Origin of the sequence: Taklimakanibacter lacteus, from assembly GCA_003576695.1 — a bacterium.
Lineage (GTDB): Bacteria > Pseudomonadota > Alphaproteobacteria > Rhizobiales > Aestuariivirgaceae > Taklimakanibacter > Taklimakanibacter lacteus.
This window is the reverse complement of the sequence record QOZQ01000009.1, coordinates 79,122-99,635: the sequence shown is the minus strand read 5'-3', so window position 1 is coordinate 99,635 and position 20,514 is coordinate 79,122. Positions and strand designations below refer to the sequence as shown.

Sequence of the window (20,514 nt, the reverse complement as noted above, 5' to 3'; positions counted from 1 at the left end):
CCGACGCCCGGCCGGAACCGCCCATGGCGGTTGAGATCATCACCAGCGCCCAGAACCCGACGGTCAAGGCGGTTCGGGCGCTCGCGGAGAAAAAGCACCGCCAGGAAACGGGGCTGTTCGTCGCCGAGGGGGCGCGGGCGCTCGAGCGGGCGCGCCTCGCCGGCATCGCCCCCGATCAGGTTCTTTCGGTCTCGGGACCGCAGGATTGGGGCCAGGCGCGCGATATCCGCGTATCCGATGCCGTGATGGCGCGCCTCAGCCAGCAGAACAATCCCTCCGGCCTCATCGGGGTCTTCAGGCAGTCGGCTCTCCTCACGCCCTTCGCCAGGGACGCGCCGATCGTCCTGGCGCTCGAGGACATCCGCGATCCCGGCAATCTCGGCACCATCATCCGCACGGCCGATGCGGTGGGGGTGCGCCATATCGTGCTTCTCGGCGAAAGCTGCGATCCCTTCTCGCCCGAGGCCGTGCGCGCCACCATGGGCTCGCTTTTCGGCGTTGCCCTCACCCGCCTGCCGACCGCCAAGTTCCTAAGCGCGCTGGATGAATGGCCGGGCGAGATCGTCGCCACCGCCGCCGATGCCAGGGCCGATTTCCGCCGCCTCTATCCAAGGCCGACATTGCTGCTCATGGGCAGCGAAGGAAGCGGGCTGTCGCCGGCCCTTGCCGCGAAAGCGAATGTCTCGGTGCGCATCCCGATGCCGGGAGCGGCCGAATCCCTGAATGTCGCGACCGCCAGCGCGCTGATGCTCTACGAGATCAAACGCCCCGAACTCGCCTAGATCTTACGGACAATCGCTGTCGATGGTGAAGCGTCGCTTGATCCAGCCCTTGGTGACCTTGTCGCCATTGTAATGCGACACCTTGCACCAGCGCGAGGCGGGCTTCACCGATTTGGGCACGCAGGGACCATCGAGATGGATGATACCGTGATTGCCGGGCGGCAGCACATCGACCACCGGATGGGACGTGCCGGGGCCTGCGCGCATATTGAGCACGTCATTGGCGGCAACACCCGTGACGATCAGGCAGCCCGGCCCCGACGTCGCATGGGCCGGGCCCGCGACCAGCATCAATCCCGCCGCAATCAACAATCGTTTCATGCTTTCCTCCCCAGCCTGCGACCCTCAGTCTAGCCTCCTGGAAGGCACGAGGCGAGTTTTCCACGGGTGAGCCCTATTCACCGTATCCTGGCAAAATCGCCCTTGTTTTCAGGCCTGGGTCGGTGAACACCCTTCACCCGGATGAACGACCGGCCTTGCCCCGGCAAGGGCAGCAATATTAGGGTCGGCAGGCTTTCGAGGAGTGATCGGATGAAATCGCATGCGCGGGTGGTGATTGTCGGCGGCGGCATCATGGGGGTGGGCCTCCTCTATCACCTGGCGCTCGAGGGCTGGAGTGACATCGTCCTCATCGAGAAGGGCGAGCTCACCTCGGGCTCGACCTGGCATGCGGCCGGGCAATGCCCGCATTTCAACGGCTCGCTCAACATGACCAAGGTGCATGTCTATGGCACCGAGCTCTATCCCAAGCTCGAGGCGCTGACCGGCCAGGCCGTCTCCTGGCATGGCTGCGGCGGCCTCAGGCTTGCCCAGACCGAGGAGGAGCTGAACTGGCTCAAATATGTCGAGGGCATTTCCAAGCTTGGCGGCTACCAGGGTGAGATCATCGGCCCCGACGAGATCAAGAAATATCATCCCTATCTCGAGACCTTCGGCCTCAAGGCCGCCTTCCGCACCGTGACCGACGGCCATGTGGCGCCGGCGGATGTCACCAATGCCATGGCGGCCGGCGCCCGCAAGCTCGGTGCGGAAATCTACCGGCGCACCCTCGTCACCGACATCAAGCAGCTCCCGACGGGTGAATGGCAGGTCATCACCGACAAGGGCAACATCATTTGTGAGCATGTGGTGAATTCCGCCGGCTCCTATTGCGACGTGGTGGGGTCATGGACCGGGCACAATGTGCCGATCGCCAACATGCTGCACCACTACATGATCACCGAGCCCTTGCAGGAACTCATCGATCTCGAGATGGAGCTGCCGGTGGTGCGCGATCCCTATTCCCATGCCTATCTGCGCGAGGAGACGAACGGCATCCTCATCGGCCCCTATGAGACCGAGACGGCGCATGTGTGCTGGGACGGCAATCCGCCGGCCTGGGACTTCGAGAGCGAGCTCATCGCGCCGGAGCTCGACCGCCTGACGCCCTGGCTCGAGCGTGCCACCGAGCGGCTTCCCCTCTTCGCCAAGGCCGGTCTCAAATCGATCATCTCGGGCGCCATCACCCATACGCCGGACGGCGTCTATCTCTCAGGACCAGCCCCTGGCCCTAGGAACTACTGGATGCATTGCGGCGCCTCGATCGGCATCTGCCAGGGCGGCGGTGCCGGCAAATATCTGGCGCAGTGGATGGTGCATGGCCAGGCCGAGATCAATATGCGCGAATTCGATCCGCGCCGCTTCGGCAACTGGGCGAGCAAGGCCTACACTGAAGAAGTGTCGCTCGCCGACTATCACCACATGTATTACTGCTACAAGCCGGCCGAGCAGCATGAAGTCGGCCGCAACCTGCGCAAGTCCTCCCTGCATGACAAGCTCGCTTCGCAGGGCGCCCAGTTCGCGCAGATCTTCGGCTGGGAGCGGGCGCGCTGGTACGACACGACCGGAAAGGGCGAAGCCTTCTCCTATCGCCGCTCCAACTGGTGGGAAGCGGTCAAGGCGGAATCGCTCGCGGTGCGCGAGAAGGTCGGCCTCATGGATCTGTCGACCTTCGCCAAATTCGAGGTGTCGGGGTCTGACGCCCACAAGTTCCTCGAGCGCATCTGCGCCAACAGGATCCCGGCCAGGACCGGCGGCATCATCCTGGGCCATCTTCTCAACGACAATGGCTTCATCGAGTCCGAGATCACCGTCACGCGCCTCGCCGATGACAGGTTCTATGTGCTCTCGGCCGCCGCGGCCCAGCTCTATGACCTCGACCAGTTGCGCTGGCGGATCGCTCGGCAAGAGAAGGTCGAGGTGAAGGACGTCACCGACGAGTTCGGCGTGCTGGTGCTGGCCGGCCCGAAAGCGCGCGATGTGCTCACGCAATGCACCAGGGCCGATCTCTCCAACGCCGCCTTCCGCTGGCTGACCGCCCAGGAAATCGAGGTCGCCGGCGTCAAGGGGGTCAGGGCGCTGCGGGTCAATTATGTGGGCGAGCTCGGTTGGGAGCTGCACACGCCGATGGCGGAGATGCCCAAGGTCTTCGATGCCCTGATGAAGGCCGGCGCGTCCCATGGCATTCGCCTGTTCGGCACCTATGCGATGAATTCGCTGCGCATGGAGAAGGCCTATCGCGGCTGGGGGTCGGAGCTCACCAGCGAGATCGACATGTTCGAAGGCTCGATGGAGCGCTTCATCCGCCTCGACAAGGAGGATTTCATCGGCCGCGCCGCCAGCCTCAGCCGCAAGCAGCAGGGTGAGCGGATGAAGCTCACCTACATGACCGTCGAGGCGGGCGACAATGACTGCCGCGGCAACGAGCCGGTCTACCGGAATGGCAAGGTCGTCGGCCTCACCACCTCGGGCGCCTATGGTTTCGCGGTGGAGAAATCGCTGGCTTTCGCCTATGTCGATCCCAAGCTCGCCAGGCCCGGCGAGGTTTTCGAGATCCTCTTGCTCGGGGAACGGAAAAAGGCCCAAATTATAAGCGAACCAGCCTGGGACGGGGCGAATGCCCGACTGAAAGGATAAAGCTTGGACGGCATTTTCCGGCGCTACATCTACCTGCTGATCGTGGCGATCACGCTTGGCTGCGGCCTCCAGGGCGTCGCCGCCTTGGCCGAGGACGCGGTCATCAATGTCCCCAATGAGGACGAGGCGATGAATGCGGCCATCGCCAAGGCCAGGGCGGGATTGCCGGCCTTCTGGGCGGCGCTGGCCGACCCGCCGGCCGAGACGGAGGGCTATGCGCTCAAGGTCGCCATCACGGATGGCGACAATGTCGAGCATTTCTGGACGGCCGATGTCCGGCGCGACGGCGAGCACATCACTGCGGTGATCGCCAATGAGCCGCAGACCGTCAGCACGGTCACGCAAGGCCAGCGTGTCGATGTGCCGGATGCCGATATCTCCGACTGGATGTATCTGAGGAAGGGCAAGATCGTCGGCAATGAGACGCTGCGGGTGCTGCTCGGCTACATGCCCGAGGAAGAAGCGGCGCAGTGGAAGGCAATGCTCGAGGAGCCCTGAGCACCATGATCGGCGGACGGCATTTCAGGACGGCGTTCTTCGCATTCACCCTTCTCGCCACCCTGACGCCTTGCGCCGATGCGGCGCAGCGCATCGCCCTCGTCATCGGCAATTCCGCCTACCGGCCCGGATATGAATTGCGCAACCCGGTGGCCGATGCGCGCGCCATCGCCCGCAACCTGTCCGAGCTCGGCTTCACCGTCACCGTCGTCATGGACAGCGATCTGGCGACGGCGCAGAAGGCGCTCGATGAATTCGTGCCGGAAGGCATCGAAGCCGATGCCGCCCTGATCTATTATGCGGGCCACGGCGCCATGATCGACGGCCGCAGCTTCATGCTGCCGACCGACTTCTCGATGAGCAATTTCGACGAGATCGACAAGGAGGCGCTCGCCACCGATCGCATGCTGCAGACCCTGTCGAGCACGCATGCCACCGTGAAGATGCTGCTGTTCGACGCCTGCCGCAACAACCCGCTCGAAAGCCGCGGCGCCACGGTGATCGAAAAGCCCGAAGAGACGGAAGCGCGTACACAGGACATGCTGATCGCCTTCTCCACCGCGCAAGGAATGGTGGCGCTCGACGGCAGCGGCAATCACAGCCCGTTCGCGGAAGGGCTGCTCACCAATATGGGCAAGTCCGATGAGGATATCGCCGATATCATGCGGGCGGTGAGCCTGCATGTGCGCGAGAGGACCGAGGGGCGCCAGACGGTCTGGCTCGAAAACTCGCTGACCCAGAATTTCTATTTCGCGACCAAGGCCGCGGCGGCGGCGCTGGTCTCGCCGGGCAAGGTCATCGACCTCACCCCGCCCGAACCTGATGCCGATGTCGGGATCATCTTCCCGCAATCGAGCGAGGAGCTGCTGAGCCAGGCCGATCTCGACGGCAAGGATGCCGCCACCTTGCGCCTCGCCCGCAATGAGATCTTCGCGCGCAACGGCCGCATCTTCAACGATGCCGCCTTGCGCAGCCATTTCGAGAAATTCGACTGGTACCGGGCCACGACCTATGAGCCGGCGCTCAACGCGATCGAGAAGAAGAATGTGGCACTCATCCGCCGGTTCGAGCTGAGCCAGTCGGCGCCGCAGGCCGGCTTCCTGTTCGCCGATTCGGATCGCCGGCTGCTGACGCCCGAGGAACTCAGGCCCCTGAGCAAGACGGAGCTGCGCAATGCCCGCAACGAAATCTATGCCCGGCGTGGGCGCAAATTCGTGCGCAAGGAAGTCTCCAGCTATTTCAAGCAATTCGACTGGTACCGGCCGCAATTCGGCGAGGTGGAGCTGACCTTCATCGAAGCGAAGAATGTCGAACTGATCCAGAAATTCGAAAAAGCCAAGTGAAGCCGGCTCTCCTCGCCATTGTCCTGTGGATGACGGCCCTGCCTGTTTTGGCCGGCCAATATGGTGCAGCCCCCGCCGATCTCGAGGATCACCTGGCCCGGCTCAAGGCCGCCTATCCCGATGTCATCGCGGATTTCGACCTCAGCCGCCTCGTGCTCAAATCGGGCGAGACGATCGAGGTCTCCGATGGGCGCACCGACAAGAGCTTCGAAGAGCTTCTCGACGATCCCGATATCGACGACATGTTCGCCTATGACTATCCGCAAGGCGCCGAGCCCGAGGCGCCGGACGTCAATGTCGATCCCGGCCGCATCCGGGTGGAGAGCCTGTTCCGGGCGATCTATGGCGATTGCCGGAAGAACGAGGTGGCGCCCCTCATGCGCAAGGTCGCCTGGATCGGCGGCTCGGTCTCGATCACCACCCGCAATGGCGTCGACCGGGCGCTCGAGGCGGTGGCGCGTGATCTGGCAAAGCTGCCGCAATCAATGGTGAAGTATCTGACGCCGTCGGCCGGAACCTATAACTGCCGACCGATCGCGGGGACGGCGCGCATGTCCATGCATGCCTATGGCGCTTCGATCGACCTCAACACCAAATATGCCAATTACTGGCGCTGGCGGAAGCCCGGCAAGGACGGCAAGCTTGTCTGGACCAACCAGATGCCGAAGGCGATCATCGATGTCTTCGAGCGCCATGGCTTCATCTGGGGCGGCCGCTGGTACCACTATGACACGATGCATTTCGAGTACCGGCCCGAGCTTCTGGAGAACTAGACCTTCCGGCGCGGGCTCGATCTCGTGCTCAGTCCGTCCCGACCGACAGGATCGGACCGCCTTGCCGCCTCTGTACAAGGATCGCCGTCCGCAAGCCGGCGGCGGCCGCAGGGACTGCAAATGATGACGCATCACCGTTCCAGCTCCCCAGATGCTCGAGAGCATGCACGACATGCGTATGAGGCAAGGTGGTGCCGCTGTTCTCCCCACGCTCGACCGGCACCTGGATGAGGTTGGGATCATAGCGGACAAGCCAGACATCGGCGCCATCTGATGGTGCCTTGCCGGCGCTGATCCTGGCCTCGCCCCGATCGAGCTCGATCGCGGGTTCATCACCAGGTCGTGCGGCCGCGATCAGCTGCTCCACTTCGGGAAGGCTGAAGCCGACAGCGCTCGCTTTCCCATCGATGACCATCTGCGGCGTGAACGAGCCTCGCTCGCCCAGGGCCGGCTCATAGACAGCCTGGCGTTCGGTGAATTCGGGCTTTCCAAAAATGTCCTTCCAGCCGAGATAATCCCAGTAGGTCACCGAAAAACTCAAGGTGAGGACGTCGGGTCGCTTGCTGAGCTCGATGAGATTGGCGTTCGCCGGCGGGCAAGACGAGCACCCCTGGCTGGTGAACAATTCGACCACGACAGGGCGCGAGCCGGCCTCCGCCGAAGCCACGGAGAAGGCCGACATCAACATGGCGAATGTCACGATTGTCCGTTTCATGCCTGTGACCCCTCTCCGTTCTACGAGGCTGATTGCTATCGTCATTTTCGCAAGCACATGTGCGGCCGTTACGCCGAAGCCCCAACACAGCTTCGTGAAGCATCGCCTTTCGCGAGTCTTGGCGATTCAAGTCATCATTTATCATGCTGTTATTGCTAGGTTTGTCTTGTGGCCTTTGGGACGTGCCGAAAGGCCGGCCGCTCAGCGTCCGCCCGCTCTTGCAATGATGGGCAGAACCGTGGAATTGGGAAATATCAGGATCGCCAGCCACGCGCCGCGGGGGACGATGACATCGGCCCGTCCACCACTCCGAGAAAATTGCCGACGATCCTTAGGACTATAAAGCCGCTTCGAAAGATACCGGGGCAATTCCCTGCTCGGCGAGATTTGATGGCATCAAGCCATTGATTTTGCTGGGCCGGCTCTTCGATTCGAATATTTCCCTGTAATTCCCTGTAATTCCCTGTATCCGGCCCGAATTCGGCGCCGTTTATTGACCCCCGGCACAAGGCAATCATTCCTGCCCCTGTCCTTTATCACCTGATTTTTCACCGGTGAAACACCCGCTTTCTCTGAAGGAAGCTGCGGATGCACGATAGCGCCAGACCAACCGAGATGCGTGACCAGCTTGTCGAGCAGTGGTCGGCGAGGATCGCCAGGTCCTCAGGCACGACCGTCGAGGGCATCCTGATGCAAGGGGAAAATGTCCTCAACGCCTTGCGCGACTTGCGCCCCTATGGACCGCAGGCGCGGCGCATGCTCGAGCTCAGAGCGCGTCTGTCACGACCGACGATGTCCAAGCTCGAGGCCATCGGCCGGCATGCCGGCCTGCTCCGCTTGAGGGCAAACAGGTTGCCGGCCTCCATGAGCTCGCTCTATGTCCTGACACAAAGGCCATGGCGTCACTTCCTGAAGGCCATCGAAACCGATCTGCGCGGCATGAGCCGTGCCGAGATCAGTTGCCTTTTCACCGCCGGCCCGCCCAAAGCGGCGATGTGCCCCCTCATGACCATCGTCATCCCGCGAACGGCCGGCAAGGCAGCCAGACCTGCTCTGATCGCCGACATCAACGCCGCGCTCATGCAGATCGGCGAAAGGCACGCCATCGACCTCCAGGGCCGTGCCGCAAGGGTTTCTTCATTGCCTTGAGATCTTATTGGATATATGACTACCTGTGGTCATATAGAGGTACGGCACGAATGAAGGAAGTTCAGCTCAAGGATGCGAAGGCAACTCTCTCGGCAGCGGTTGACCGGGCTGTGGCAGGCGAGCCGACCGTCATTACCCGGCATGGTCGCAAGGAAGCTGTGCTCGTCTCGTTCGAGGAATGGACGCGCGTCTCCAGGGTGCCGAGTTTTGCCGACCTGCTGCTCGCCTTCCCCGGTGAACCGGACGACATTCCGGAGCGGCGGCGCAAGCCCGCGCGCGCCCTGCGCAAAGTCAGGTCCTGATCTTGTATCTGCTCGATACCAATATCGTGTCGGCGGACGCGCGCGCGAAGGGCAAAGTCGACCCCAAGGCATTGGCATCCTGGCTGCGCGCGCATGGCGACCAGCTCTTCATCTCGAGCGTGACTGTCGCGGAAATCGAGGCTGGCATCGCCCGCTCTGCCAGGATCGGTGCGACGGCCAAGGCGGTCCAGCTGCGCCGGTGGCTGTCCGCTGTCGAGCATTTATACGCGGGACGTATCCTGTCTTTCGGCATCGAAGAGGCCCGGCATGCCGGAGCAATCCTCGACCGAGCGCGTGCTCACGATCCCGGCTTCGAGGACATCGCCATCGCCGCTACGGCCGCCGTCCGCGGCTTCATTGTCCTTACCGCCAATGAGCGCCATTTCGTGCCGCTGGGCGTGCCTGTCATCAATCCTCTGAAGCAATTGCCTTCGGATCGATGATTTCAGCAAAGATGGGGCCTGCCCAATGGCAGGGCAGGATTGCAGCGGCGCGCATTGCCATGGAAAGGACTGCCCTGTAGACGGGCACGACAAGTTCGAGCGCAACCATCCTCATGCCCCCACCCTCCTCCAAGAATGCCCCATTGACCGGCATCGGCCTGATGCTGGCCGCCATGGCCATCCTGCCGTTTCTCGACGTGGCGGCCAAATTTCTCGGCCAGCAGAACATGCCGGTTCTGCAAAGCGTCTGGGCGCGGCTCTTCATCGGCATGTTCCTCATTCTGCCCTTCGTGCTGAAAGGCCGGCCGCTCAGCGTCCTGGTTCCGGATTATCCGCTCCTCCACACCGCGCGCGCCGTCCTCATCATCGGCTCGACCGCCTTCTTCTTCCTGGCGCTCGGCTATCTGCCGATCGCCGACACATTGTCGATCTATTTCGTGCAGCCGCTGATCGTCACCTTGCTGGCGCCGCTGCTCCTCAAGGAGCATGTGGGGCTGCGGCGCTGGATCGCGGTGGTCATCGGCTTCATCGGCACGCTGATCATCATCCGGCCGGGATTCCAGACCCTCAATCCCGGGGTCTTCCTGGCGCTTCTCGCCGGCACCACCGGCGCCCTCTATCTGATCGTCACCCGCAAGGTCTCGCACACCGCCGACCCGATCATCACGACATTCTACACCAACGCCATCGGCGCCCTGATCACGACGGTGGCGGTCGTCTTCGTCTGGGTGACGCCGACGCTCGAGCAATGGGGGCTTTTGCTGGTCCTCGCCGTCGTGGCCCTCATCGGCCACTATCTGGTGATCGCCGCCTATCGCTTCGCCGAAGCCTCGCTGCTGGCGCCTTTAGGCTATGCCGAGATGATCATGGCGGTGGTGTGCGGCTGGTGGTTCTTCGGTGACTTCCCGGACCGCTGGACGTTCCTCGGTGTCGGCATCCTCATCGCCTGCGCCATCTATATCTCCTATCGCGAAAGAGCGCGCGGCGTGCCCGCCGATCAGAGCCCGCCGCAGCCTTAGCTTAGAGGATTGGCGTCAATGCGCCGCCGCCGGCGTATTGTCACTGCGCAGCTTCAGCAGGTACCAGACGATGAACACGCCGAGCGCCTTGCTGAGCACTTCCGTCGTGAAGGCGGCGGGGGTCAGATAATTCGCCAGATACTGGAAGGCCAGCGTGTCGAGCGGCACCGCGACCAGGCTCGAAAGCAGGATGCGCTGCTGGAGCGGGCGCTTGGTGAAGGAATAGATCGCCCAGTCCGTCATCTCGGAGAGGATGAAGGCGGTGATGCTGGCAAGCGCAATCGCCTTGTCGACCATGAAGAAGGTGATGATGCCGGCGACCAGCGTCGCCAGCAGGATCCTGTGGCCGACCTGTCTCTGTCCGTAGTCGCGCAGGACGAAGACGAAGCCGACCACCAGATTGGCAAGATAGAGGTCGCCGAATACCGTCGGCCAGGGTGCCACGACCACGAAGAGCCAGTTCACCAGGACGATCGAAACGATATAAACGACGACCCACATCGGTATCAGCCCACGATCTCGGCGGCCTTGAAGCAGAGCTTGATCTCCTTCTTGGCGTTGTCGGCGCTGTCGGAACCATGGACCGAATTGGCCTCGATCGATTCCGCGAATTCCTTGCGGATAGTGCCGGGCGCGGCATTGGCCGGGTTGGTGGCGCCCATCACGTCGCGATAGCGGGTGACGGCATTGTCGGCCTCGAGCACCTGGATGACGACCGGGCCCGAGGTCATGAACTTGACGAGGTCCTTGTAGAAGGGACGCTCCTTGTGGACCTTGTAGAAGGTCTCGGCGTCCTTCTTCTTCCACTTCACGCGCTTCTGGGCGATGATCCTGAGACCGGCGCCCTCGATCTTGGCGTTGATGGCGCCCGTCAGATTGCGGCGGGTGGCGTCCGGTTTGATGATGGAGAGCGTGCGCTCCTTGGCCATAAAAGTCCCCTTGTTGAGCCATTAATTTAAACGTCGGGCCGCCTTATAGCGGCGGCCCGGACAGGCTTCAAGTAGGGGTAGAACCGGGCCTACTGGCCCAATTCGGCCTCGCCAACCAGCGGCGTCACCCGCTGCAGCGATACGCGGCGGTTCTCCTCTTCGGCCTCGGAAGTGGGTATCTTGAGATAGCGCTCGCCGTAGCCCGCCGTCACCAGGTTCCTGGCCGGAATGACATAATAGGCGGTCAGCGCCTTCTTGACCGCCTGGGCCCGCTCGCGCGACAGCTTCAGGTTATAGGCGTCCGAGCCTACCGCATCGGTGTGGCCGGCGATCATGAAGACCTCGCCTGGATGGGCGGCGAGGATCTTCTCGATCACCTCGGCGATGCGGTCGAGCTTGTCCACCTCTTCCTCGCGCACGAAGCTCTCGTTGAAGCCGAAGTGGATATTGTCGATCTCGATGGCGGGCATCGCGGTACGCAGTTCCGGTTCCTCCTCGATCTCCTCGACCGTGTAGCGGCGGGCAACCTTGCGGCGGGGAGCCGCCACCAGATAGTCTTCGAGCTCCTCATCATCGATCTCGTCCATGAAGGCGGCCTCGGGTGGCTCGCGGTCAGGCCCCAGATTGATGTTGATGTCGATATCGAGATCGTTCCTGTCGCGGCGGTCGCGCCAATAGCGCTCGCGATCACGACGGTCGGTGACCAGGCGCTCGCGCAGATAGAGGCGGTCGCGATCCATCATGCCACGCCAATAGGCCCGCTCCTCGGCGTCGTAGCGGTCGTCATTGATCACCACGCGATAGACATCGATGCGGCGGCGCAATTCGCCCTCTTCGAGCTGATCCGACCGGCGCCGGTCACGCAGCACATCGCGCTCGGCCCACTGGTCCCATTTGCGGTCATTGCGGCCGCGGCGGCGCTCACGGCTGCCCGGAATGGCATCGTCCTTCTGCTCCTCGACGACCACCTTCTTTGAAACCCGGTTGCGCAGGATGTCGCGCTCGGCCCTGAGCTTGCGGCGCAGCGCACGCTCGCTGTCGCGCGAGAGCTGGTTGCCGGCCATCAGCTCGCGCATGCCGTCGAGACGGTCGCGCAACTCATCGTCATTGAGCTGCTCGGCCGAACGCGCATCGTCGAGATAGGCCTTGGCCTTGGCTTCGGCTTCCGGGGCGGCCTTGTTGCCGTCGAGCTTCTGCACTTCCTGCTTGTCGGGATTGACCGGCGGCGGCTCAGCCGCCTGGTCTGTCGGCTGGGCGGGCTGGCCTTCGCCTTGCGCAGGCATCTGATCGCTCTTGCCGGTCGTCGTCTCACCGGCAGGCGGTTGCTCGGGCTTGGGCTGCTCCGTCGTCTGCTGGCCCTGCTTCGGCTGGCCGGTGGCCTTGGCTTGCTCGCGCGCCATCGCCTCGCTGCGCGCCTTCTTGAACTCGTTGGCGAGCTCCTGGCGAATATTGGCGGGGAGCCCCTTCGTCTTCACCAAATTGCGCCCGGCGCGCACGCGCTGGGTAAGCTCCGCGTCCGAGAGTTCCTTCGGCGAGCGCGTATCGGAGAGATATTGCGTCACTTCCGGCGGCACTCCCGCAGCTGTCGGTTGCTCAGGCTGCGGCTGCTGTGTGGTCTGCTCCGACGCCGGCGGCGGCTGGTCCTGCGGCTGCTCGGCCTGCTCCTTCTTTTTCTTCTTCACCGGCTGCTCGGGCCGCTCGGCCTGGGTCTCGACCGGCGGCTGAGTCTGGTCCTCAGGCTGCTCCGCCTGCTTCTTCTTGCGCTTCTTGACCGGCTGCTCGACCTGCTCTTCGACCGGCTGCTGAAGCTGCTCTTCCGGCTGCTCCGCCTGCTTCTTCTTGCGCTTCTTGACCGGCTGCTCGATCTGCTCCTCGGCGGGCTGCTGGGCCTGCTCGCCCTGCTGCTGCTCCTGCTGGCGCTTCTTTTTCTTTTTGATCAGCTGGTCGGGGTCGGACTCGCCTTGCTGGTCCTGTGCGAGAATCAGCCCCGCATTGGGGTTCTCTTCCTGGGCGAGCGCCTTCAAGGGCGCGCCGAGCGCCAGGGCCGCGGCCAGAGTGATGACGGTCTTCTTCATGCGTTGCCCTCCACCTTGACGCAACAGAACCATAGTCCCCAGCAATATGACGAAAATGAGAGATGGACGTGATAGTTTGAGGCGGAAACGGGCAAGGAAGGAACCAAACGTGCAGCCCATCTCTTATGAGACCGCCAGTCCCGAAGTGCGCGCTGTCTTCGACGATATCAAGGCGACGCGCAAGGTCGCCGATGTGAACAATTTCTGGAAATATCTCGCGCATGACCCGCGCATGCTGCGCCATGTCTGGGAGAGCCTGAAGGAGATGATGGGGCCGGGCGCGCTCGATCCCCTCACCAAGGAATTGATCTATGTCGCCGTCTCGGTGACGAATGGCTGTGACTATTGCATGGCGAGCCATACCGCGGGTGCGCGCCAGAAAGGGGCGAGCGAAGAGATGATCCGCGAGGTCTATGCGGTGACCGGTCTCGCCAACATGACCAACCGGCTTGCCAACGCCTATGGCGTGCCGGTCGACGAAGCTTTCAAGTGATCACCACCGGCTTGGGTTCCGGCCGGCAGGCAACTCGAACGCGGCGCAGAAAAGTTCGGAAAAGTTAAGGACGGACCATGAGCCGAGCTTTTCAAATGCTCCGGTTCTTAAAAGTGCTTTAGTCGCAGTGGATTGCAACATGTCAGTACATCAGGTTGCCGCTGCCCGAAGCGAGAGACCACCGTCTTTCCTGCCACAAGTGCCATATCCATGATGTTGTTGGCCATTTGCGCCCTTGCAAAAATGTGCAATGACTTACGTCCATAAAGACCTGCAGGACGCGGCGTTCCTCGCGATCGGCCGTCACTGCAGCACAAGAATTCGCATGCCGGATTTGCCGGGTAGGTCCGGATGGCTGGCAATGCGGATGGGCAAACCAACGGGAGGACTACAAAATGAAGAAGCTGATGATTGGCGCGTTGGCCGCCGGTACCGCCATGTGCGGTCTGGCCGCAACCGCCTCTGCGGGAGAATTTGACGGCGTCACTGTCAATATTCTCACGCGCCCTGGCTACGTGATTGCCGGACGTCTTGCAGAGCGCGGCAAGGAGTTTGAAGCAGCGACAGGCGGCAAGATCGTCGTCATCGAGGTGCCCTTCGCGGAGATATTCCCGAAGATCCAGAACGACTGGTCGACCGGCACGAACTCCATTGACGTCGGCGTGTTCGCCGCCGGTTGGGGCGTGGAACTCGATGCCGCCGGGCTTATCGAGGACATGGACCCCTATGTCGCCAAGGATACGAAGATCGATCTTGCCGACGTCGCACCCTATTTCCGCGAATTCGGCCAGAAAGTCGGTGGCAAGACCAAGCTGCTGATGGTCGATGGCGATTTCCAGATGGTCTATTATCGCACCGACGTGCTGCAAAAGGCCGGTCTCGCACCGCCCAAGACCTGGGATGAGTATATCGACGTTGCGTCCAAGATCCACGGCCAGGACATGAACGGCGATGGCCAGGCGGACTACGGTTCCTGCATCTTCAAGAAGCGCAACGCCCAGTCCTATTTCGCCATCCAGACCGTGGCGGCACCCTATGTGCAGACCATGGGTACTGCCCAGGGCTTCCATTTTGACGGCGCGACGATGAAGCCGGTCATCAACAACGAAGCCTGGAAGAAAGCCTTCGAAGTCTACAAGGAAACCGGCAAATATGGCCCGCCGGAAGAACTGAACATGGACATCGGCGACACCCGTGGCCTGTTCAAGGCCGGCCGCTGCGGCCTGCTCATTGAATGGGGCGATCCCGGCACGCTGCAGCTCGATCCCGATGCGGCCGGCGTCAAGGGCCTGATCTACGCCGTTGGCGCCGTTGGCTCCAAGGAAGTGCTGGACCGTGCCACTGGCAAGCTCGTGCCGGTGACCAAGGAAAATGCTCCGCACTCGGTCGATGGCATCAACTACGCGCCGTTCGCCGCCTTTGGCGGCTGGGCCGGCGCCATCAACGCCAAGGCCGACCAGAAGAAGAAGGACGCCGCCTATGCGTTCCTCTCCTACATGAACCAGGCGGCGCAATCGAATGTCGACGTGACGATCGGCGCCACGGGCTACAATCCCTATCGCAACTCGCAGCTTGCCTCGACCGACCTTTGGGTCAAGGCCGGCATGCCGCAGGAATTGGCCGCCAACTATCTGGGAGCCATCAACGGCGCCTTGAACAACCTCAACATGGCCTCCGACATGAAGATCCCCGGTGCGCAAAAGTATACCGGCGTCGTTCTTGACACCGAACTCGCCCGCTATCTTGCCGGTGAAATCACGGTCGATGAAGCCCTGAAGAACATTGAAACAGGTTGGGAAGAAGTCACGGAAGATTTCGGCCGTGATGCCCAGATCAAGGCGCAGGCCTTGGCTCTGGGGACAGGTAAATAGCCTTTCGGGATGAGCCTGGATTGAGCATGCATGCGCGAGGGCCGGACGTTCCGACGTCCGGCCCCTGCTTTCACAACAAAATTGGAGAGTTCGGTCACCTGCGGCCCACGCAAAAGCTTGCGGGGATCGGCGGGATCGTGAACACTGGGGCGCCATGACAGACCTGACGGTACCGGCTTCTGAATCGTGGGGGGAGTGGTTCGATCGCCATTCTCGTACGTTCTTTATCGCGCCCGCCGTCACGCTCATTCTCGTCTTCGCAATCTTTCCGACTTTCTACTCCATTCTTTTCGCGGTCAGCCGGGTCCGATTCACCCCCGAAGGCCTGAGCTTCCGCTTCGTCGGCCTGCAGAATTTCGCCAGACAGATTTTCGGCTCGGAACAGGATCACTTCCTCGGCAAGATCGGGGAGTTGGGTCTCTTGGAGATCGGCATCCTGACCATTGTCTCCGCATGCCTGTTGTTCTGGCTCTACAGGTCTCTGTCGATTACGTCATGGGTCGGCATGGTCGGACGTTTGATTTCCGCCCTGAGCGCCTGGTTTATCGCCTGGCTGTTGTGCGCGACCTTGCTGATTGGCAATCCGATCGGGACACTCCTGACGACGCTCTTCTACGTGATCATCGGTTGCTCGCTGCAATTCGTCATCGGAACCGGACTTGCCTTCCTCTGTTCGCAGCCCATTGCCGGCAAGAACTTCTTCCGTGTCGTCTTTTTCCTTCCGCTGATGATCACGCCTCTGGGCGTGGGCTACGCCATGAAGATGGTCGCAGATATCACCAAAGGTCCGTTCCAGCCCCTGTTCGGCGCGGCCTCGGTCGATACATGGGTGTGGTCCGCCAGTCCCTGGGCATCCCGCTTTGTCATGATGATCTGCGACAGCTGGCAGTGGATACCGTTCATCTTCATCTGCATGCTGGCGGCCCTGGAAAACGTGCCGAGGGATCATGTCGAGGCCGCGCAGGTCGATGGCGCGTCGAGTGTGCAGATATTCCGCGAAGTCACCTGGCCGCAGATCATTCCCGTCGCCGTGACGGTGCTCCTCATCCGCATGATCGAAGCATTCAAGCTCGTTGACCTTCCCAACATCATGACGGGTGGCGGTCCGGGTTCGTCGACCGAGTCCATGACGCTTCACTCGATGTATATCTGGCGCGCCAACGACATGGGCAACTCCGCGGCAATCGCCTACCTGCTTCTCATCGTGACCGTCATCGTGTGTGCGTCGTTCTTCAACTACGTCGTGATCGGTCAATTGCGGAAAGCCAGAGCGTCATGAGTGAAACCGGCTACAAGCTGGAGCGAACAAGCCGCGGCCTGATGGAGCGCCTCTTCGAACCGCCCGAAATCGGCAAGATGTCGCCGGCTGCCAGGGTCGTCGCCTATGCGTTGCTGGTCATCTGGACGCTCTTTGTCCTTTTTCCCATCTACTGGGTGCTGATCACGTCGTTCAAGGATGCCGGTGCGGTCAACAAGGGACCGTTCTACATTCCCTTTGTCGATTTCCAGCCGACGACGAGCGCCTGGATTGCCCAGTTCACCGAGGATTCCAATTGCGGGCTGGCGGCAATCGCGCGCCAGTTCGGGCTGCTGATCTATAACAGCATTGCGTGGCTTCTCTCGCCCATCGTCACATTGACTCCGATGGAGCCGGAGATCTGCAAGATCTACCGTGCCTTCACGAATTCGCTCGTGATCAGCGTCCTGTCGACGATCCTGTGCGTGGGTGTCGGCAGCATGGCGGCCTATGCGCTTGCCCGCATCCAATACCGCCCCAGATTCGGCAACATCGTCATCTTCGTGCTGCTGGCACTGGCCGTCATCCTGGTATCGCGATACTTTGGCGTCCACTGGTCAATCGCGTCGGCGGTGGGGCTCGCCTTGTTCTTTTTGCTGGCGCGGGCCTTCGGCAAGCACTTCACATCGAGGCTCGGCAACGGCGACATTCTGTTCTGGATCATTTCCCAACGCATTCTGCCCCCCATCGTTGTCATCATCCCGGTCTATATGATGTTCCAGGCAGTGGGCCTGCTCGACACCCATTTGGCGCTCATCATCGTCTATGCCGTTGCCAACCTTCCCATCGTCGTCTGGCTGATGCACGATTTCTTTGCCAGTTTGCCCATCGAACTCGAAGAATCAGCCCAACTCGACGGCGCCACGCGCTTCTATATTTTCCGGGAGGTCGTGCTGCCGCTCACCCGCCCCGGACTTGCTGCAACGACGCTGCTCACGCTCATCCTGAACTGGAACGAATATCTCTTCGCCGTGTTCCTGGCGACGGCGAAATCGCAAACCATGCCGATCACGGTCGCCGCCAAGAATGCAGGCGAGAAAGGCGTGCTGTGGTGGGAAATGTCGGCCATCATCGTGGTCATGATCATTCCCGTCATTCTGATGGCCATCGTGCTTCAGAAATTCATTCAACGCGGTGTCCTGATGGGCGCCGTCAAAGGATAGGACAAGTATGGCAGGCAATCCGCAGGTTCCAGTCAGATTCGACAGGGTGCAGAAGTCCTTCGGCCCCGTTAAGGTGCTGGAGGATTTCAATCTCGACATCAATCCTGGCGAGTTCCTGGTGCTGCTCGGCGCCTCCGGTTCCGGCAAGACCACGGCGCTGCGCATTCTCTCGGGCCTCGAAACGGCGAGCGGCGGGCGTGTGCTGATCGGCGACCGGGATGTGACCAACATCCTGCCAAAGTACCGCGACATTTCCATGGTCTTCCAGTCCTATGCGCTCTACCCGCACAAGACGGTAGCCGAGAACATCGGCTTTCCCCTCAAGGTGCGCAAGGTGAAAGCTGCCGAAATGGATGCGGCGATCCGCGAGGCAGCGGCCCAGGTGCAGCTTGACCAGTTGCTGCAACGCTACCCCCGTGAATTGTCCGGCGGCCAGCGCCAGCGCGTGGCACTGGCCCGCGCCATCATCCGCAGGCCCTCGGTGTTCCTCATGGACGAGCCCTTGTCCAATCTCGATGCCAAGCTGCGCGGCCACATGCGGGCCGAACTGAAGCACATGCAGGAGTCATTCGGCATTACCACGATCTATGTGACCCACGACCAGATCGAAGCCATGACGCTGGCCCACCGCGTCGCCATTCTCGAAAAGGGTGTGTTGCAGCAGCTGGCCACGCCTGCTGAAATCTACAACGATCCGGCCAATCTGTTTGTCGCGCAGTTCATCGGCTCGCCGCCCATGAACATCGTGCATGGTGCCCTGCAGGGTGAAACTTTCGTGGCCGAGGGCCATGAGGTCAAGGTGCCGGTGAAAGGCAGGCTCGACAAGGCCATTCTGGGCGTGCGGCCTGAGGATTGTTCCGTCACCACCCCGGCCAAGGGCGACGTCATGGGCGAGATCTTCACCAACGAGCTGATCGGCGACCATACGCTCATCACCGTGAAGACGGCGAAGGATATGATCACCGTCAAGGCGCCCAAGGATTACCGTGGCAAGACCGGCGACAAGATCGGCGTCGGGCTGGCGAAGAGCGGGCTTTACGTTTTCAATGGCGATGGCGGTGCGCGGATCCGCTGAACGGCTCCCGGCCCTTAGCCAAAGTTGAAGACATTGGCGACTGGGATTTGCTCCAGCATATTGATTTGGCGCGAATCTTTTTCGGCGAAGTGAAGCACTTCGCCGCGATGCGCGCTGATCACCACACGCCCTTCGTCCAGGCCGTCCATAGATAGAACCACAGCGTCGGGTGATAGAACTGCTGCGACGGCAGGTCGACCTTCAGCGGCTTCAACCTGCCGGCCAATGCGTCCTCGACCGCCTTCACCGCGAGCGGCCGGGCCACCGCCGCCTGGATGAAGAAATAAGTGAGGAAGTTGTCGGCCTTTGTCGCCTGGAAGCGCTCCTGATAGAGGACCGCGCCGGTATCGACACCTTCATCGACGAGATGGACGGTGACACCGGCATTGGCCGCATCGCCCATGGCAAGCGCCCAGTAGCCGCCGGCCTGGCCGCGGTATTTCGGATTGATGCCGGAATGGAAATTGACCACCGGGGCGGTGATGCCGTCGAGTGTCTTCCTGCCGATGATGCGCGTCCCGACGACGAGGACGACATCGGGCTTCAGCATGGCAAGGGCCGCACGGCAAGCCATGCTGTTCACCGACGTCACTGGCATGATCTCGCAGGCGAGGTTGGGATTGGGGTCGATGTCATACTGGGCGATGATCTCGTCAATGCGGCGCTGCGCGCGACGCCCGAGGAGCTTCTGGAACAGGACGAAGCCGATCTGTCCCATGACGGCGACCGGGCCTTGCCGGCGCATGCGCTTGCGGATGAGGTCGAGCTTCGCTTCGCGCTCCTCGGCCAGGATGGTGACCGGCCCGAAGCGCTGCACCAGCGCGTTGACGATGATCCAGGACTGCGGCGAGGGAACGGTCAGAACGACTATGCGTGCCATGCCGGTCTCAAAGGCGCCCGGCCTCGATGATGCGCTTGAGGAAGGCGCGGGTACGTTCCTCATCGGGACTGCCGAAGATCTTGTCCGGCGGCCCCTCCTCATGGACGACGCCGTCATAGAGGAAGCACACTTTCGAGGCCACTTCGCGGGCAAAGCCCATCTCATGGGTGGCGAGCAGCATGGTCATGCCCTGGGAAGCGAGATCGCGCACGATGTTGAGGACCTCGGAGACGAGCTCGGGGTCGAGGGCCGAAGTGATCTCATCGAGGAGCATCAGCTTGGGCTCCATGGCGAGCGCCCGCACGATGGCGACACGCTGCTGCTGGCCGCCCGAGAGACGATCGGGATATTCATTGGCCTTGGCCTCGAGCCCGATGCGCGACAGCAGGGCCATGGCCCGGTCGCGCGCTTCTCCCCGGCCGAAGCCCAGGACCTTCATCGGCGAGAGCGTGACATTCTCGATGACGCTCATATGCGGGAAGAGATTGAAGCTCTGGAAGACGATGCCGACTTCGCGGCGCAGGCGATTGACATCGACGCCCGGGCCCGAGACCCGGTCACCCTCGAGCTTGATCTCACCGCCCTGGATCGGCTCCAAGCCGTTGATGCAGCGCAGCAGCGTGGACTTGCCGCAGCCCGAAGGGCCGATCAGGCAGACGACCTGATGCTCATTGACGGACATGTCCACGCCGCGCAGCACGGCAAGCGGCCCGAAACGCTTGTGGACTTCGCGGATCTCGAGAAAGGCCATG

At 62.0% G+C, this 20,514-nt stretch carries 21 protein-coding genes; 14 read left to right on the top strand and 7 right to left on the bottom strand.

Annotated features, from left to right (window positions below):
• The first annotated feature begins 23 nt into the window (after positions 1–23).
• Positions 24–782 (top strand): TrmH family RNA methyltransferase, encoded by a 759-nt coding sequence (locus tag DT068_RS18685; RefSeq protein WP_119391399.1) that lies wholly within the window; start codon positions 24–26, stop codon positions 780–782.
• Between the two features lie 3 nt (positions 783–785).
• Here the strand turns inward: DT068_RS18685 and DT068_RS18680 are convergent, their stop codons facing one another.
• Entirely contained in the window at positions 786–1,103 is a 318-nt protein-coding gene (locus DT068_RS18680) for an SH3 domain-containing protein (RefSeq protein ID WP_119391398.1), read from the bottom strand.
• A 210-nt stretch (positions 1,104–1,313) separates the two neighbouring features.
• Between DT068_RS18680 and DT068_RS18675 the strand changes: the two genes are divergently transcribed.
• From DT068_RS18675 to DT068_RS18660, 4 genes are read left to right on the top strand one after another with little or no spacing between them, the layout of a single operon-like run.
• Positions 1,314–3,737, top strand: a complete 2,424-nt coding sequence (locus DT068_RS18675) for an FAD-dependent oxidoreductase (RefSeq protein WP_119391397.1) — start codon at positions 1,314–1,316, stop codon at positions 3,735–3,737.
• Positions 3,738–3,740: 3 nt separating this feature from the next.
• Positions 3,741–4,235: a YegJ family protein gene (locus DT068_RS18670; RefSeq protein ID WP_119391396.1), complete on the top strand. Its 495-nt coding sequence runs from the start codon at positions 3,741–3,743 to the stop codon at positions 4,233–4,235.
• Positions 4,236–4,240: 5 nt separating this feature from the next.
• Positions 4,241–5,578: a caspase family protein gene (locus DT068_RS18665; RefSeq protein ID WP_119391395.1), complete on the top strand. Its 1,338-nt coding sequence runs from the start codon at positions 4,241–4,243 to the stop codon at positions 5,576–5,578.
• Positions 5,575–6,351, top strand: a complete 777-nt coding sequence (locus DT068_RS18660; RefSeq protein WP_119391394.1) for a M15 family metallopeptidase — start codon at positions 5,575–5,577, stop codon at positions 6,349–6,351. Before DT068_RS18665 ends, DT068_RS18660 begins: the two co-directional genes overlap by 4 nt.
• Before the next feature lie 28 nt (positions 6,352–6,379).
• Here the strand turns inward: DT068_RS18660 and DT068_RS18655 are convergent, their stop codons facing one another.
• Entirely contained in the window at positions 6,380–7,066 is a 687-nt protein-coding gene (locus tag DT068_RS18655; protein ID WP_119391393.1) for a DUF1223 domain-containing protein, read from the bottom strand.
• Between the two features lie 588 nt (positions 7,067–7,654).
• On the opposite strand from DT068_RS18655, the gene DT068_RS18650 reads away from it, so the two are divergent.
• From DT068_RS18650 to DT068_RS18635, 4 genes are all read left to right on the top strand, one after another.
• A complete protein-coding gene (locus DT068_RS18650; protein ID WP_162914298.1) occupies positions 7,655–8,215 on the top strand; it encodes a hypothetical protein in 561 nt (186 codons plus the stop codon).
• A gap of 50 nt (positions 8,216–8,265) precedes the next feature.
• Positions 8,266–8,517 carry a type II toxin-antitoxin system Phd/YefM family antitoxin gene (locus DT068_RS18645; RefSeq protein ID WP_119391391.1) on the top strand — a complete coding sequence of 84 codons (252 nt, stop codon included), beginning with the start codon at positions 8,266–8,268 and terminating at the stop codon, positions 8,515–8,517.
• Positions 8,518–8,519: 2 nt separating this feature from the next.
• A complete protein-coding gene (locus DT068_RS18640) occupies positions 8,520–8,960 on the top strand; it encodes a type II toxin-antitoxin system VapC family toxin (protein WP_119391390.1) in 441 nt (146 codons plus the stop codon).
• 143 nt (positions 8,961–9,103) lie between these two features.
• Positions 9,104–9,979: a DMT family transporter gene (locus tag DT068_RS18635; protein WP_162914297.1), complete on the top strand. Its 876-nt coding sequence runs from the start codon at positions 9,104–9,106 to the stop codon at positions 9,977–9,979.
• A gap of 15 nt (positions 9,980–9,994) precedes the next feature.
• Here DT068_RS18635 and DT068_RS18630 read toward each other — a convergent pair whose 3' ends face one another.
• The 3 genes from DT068_RS18630 to DT068_RS18620 form a co-directional block, all read right to left on the bottom strand.
• On the bottom strand, positions 9,995–10,480 hold the full coding sequence (locus tag DT068_RS18630; protein WP_119391388.1) for a VUT family protein: 486 nt from the start codon (positions 10,478–10,480) through the stop codon (positions 9,995–9,997).
• Between the two features lie 5 nt (positions 10,481–10,485).
• Positions 10,486–10,908, bottom strand: coding sequence for a nucleoside-diphosphate kinase (ndk, locus tag DT068_RS18625; RefSeq protein ID WP_119391387.1), 423 nt, complete (start codon positions 10,906–10,908; stop codon positions 10,486–10,488).
• 89 nt (positions 10,909–10,997) lie between these two features.
• Entirely contained in the window at positions 10,998–12,983 is a 1,986-nt protein-coding gene (locus DT068_RS18620) for an OmpA family protein (RefSeq protein ID WP_119391386.1), read from the bottom strand.
• 55 nt (positions 12,984–13,038) lie between these two features.
• Between DT068_RS18620 and DT068_RS18615 the strand changes: the two genes are divergently transcribed.
• From DT068_RS18615 to DT068_RS18595, 5 genes are all read left to right on the top strand, one after another.
• Complete coding sequence (locus DT068_RS18615) at positions 13,039–13,476, top strand: carboxymuconolactone decarboxylase family protein (RefSeq protein WP_119391385.1); 438 nt, start codon at positions 13,039–13,041, stop codon at positions 13,474–13,476.
• Positions 13,477–13,871: 395 nt separating this feature from the next.
• On the top strand, positions 13,872–15,347 hold the full coding sequence (locus DT068_RS18610) for an ABC transporter substrate-binding protein (RefSeq protein ID WP_119391384.1): 1,476 nt from the start codon (positions 13,872–13,874) through the stop codon (positions 15,345–15,347).
• A gap of 154 nt (positions 15,348–15,501) precedes the next feature.
• Entirely contained in the window at positions 15,502–16,626 is a 1,125-nt protein-coding gene (locus DT068_RS18605; RefSeq protein ID WP_119391383.1) for a carbohydrate ABC transporter permease, read from the top strand.
• Positions 16,623–17,807: a carbohydrate ABC transporter permease gene (locus DT068_RS18600; RefSeq protein ID WP_368904821.1), complete on the top strand. Its 1,185-nt coding sequence runs from the start codon at positions 16,623–16,625 to the stop codon at positions 17,805–17,807. The genes DT068_RS18605 and DT068_RS18600 overlap by 4 nt, the downstream gene beginning before the upstream one ends.
• A gap of 7 nt (positions 17,808–17,814) precedes the next feature.
• Positions 17,815–18,882, top strand: a complete 1,068-nt coding sequence (locus DT068_RS18595; RefSeq protein WP_119391382.1) for an ABC transporter ATP-binding protein — start codon at positions 17,815–17,817, stop codon at positions 18,880–18,882.
• A 118-nt stretch (positions 18,883–19,000) separates the two neighbouring features.
• Here the strand turns inward: DT068_RS18595 and DT068_RS18590 are convergent, their stop codons facing one another.
• Together DT068_RS18590 and DT068_RS18585 are read right to left on the bottom strand one after the other, a co-directional pair.
• The gene (locus tag DT068_RS18590; protein WP_162914296.1) at positions 19,001–19,762 is read right to left on the bottom strand and encodes a formyl transferase; all 762 of its coding nucleotides are present in this window, start codon (positions 19,760–19,762) and stop codon (positions 19,001–19,003) included.
• 7 nt (positions 19,763–19,769) lie between these two features.
• On the bottom strand, positions 19,770–20,513 hold the full coding sequence (locus DT068_RS18585; protein WP_119391380.1) for an amino acid ABC transporter ATP-binding protein: 744 nt from the start codon (positions 20,511–20,513) through the stop codon (positions 19,770–19,772).
• Position 20,514: the final 1 nt, after the last annotated feature.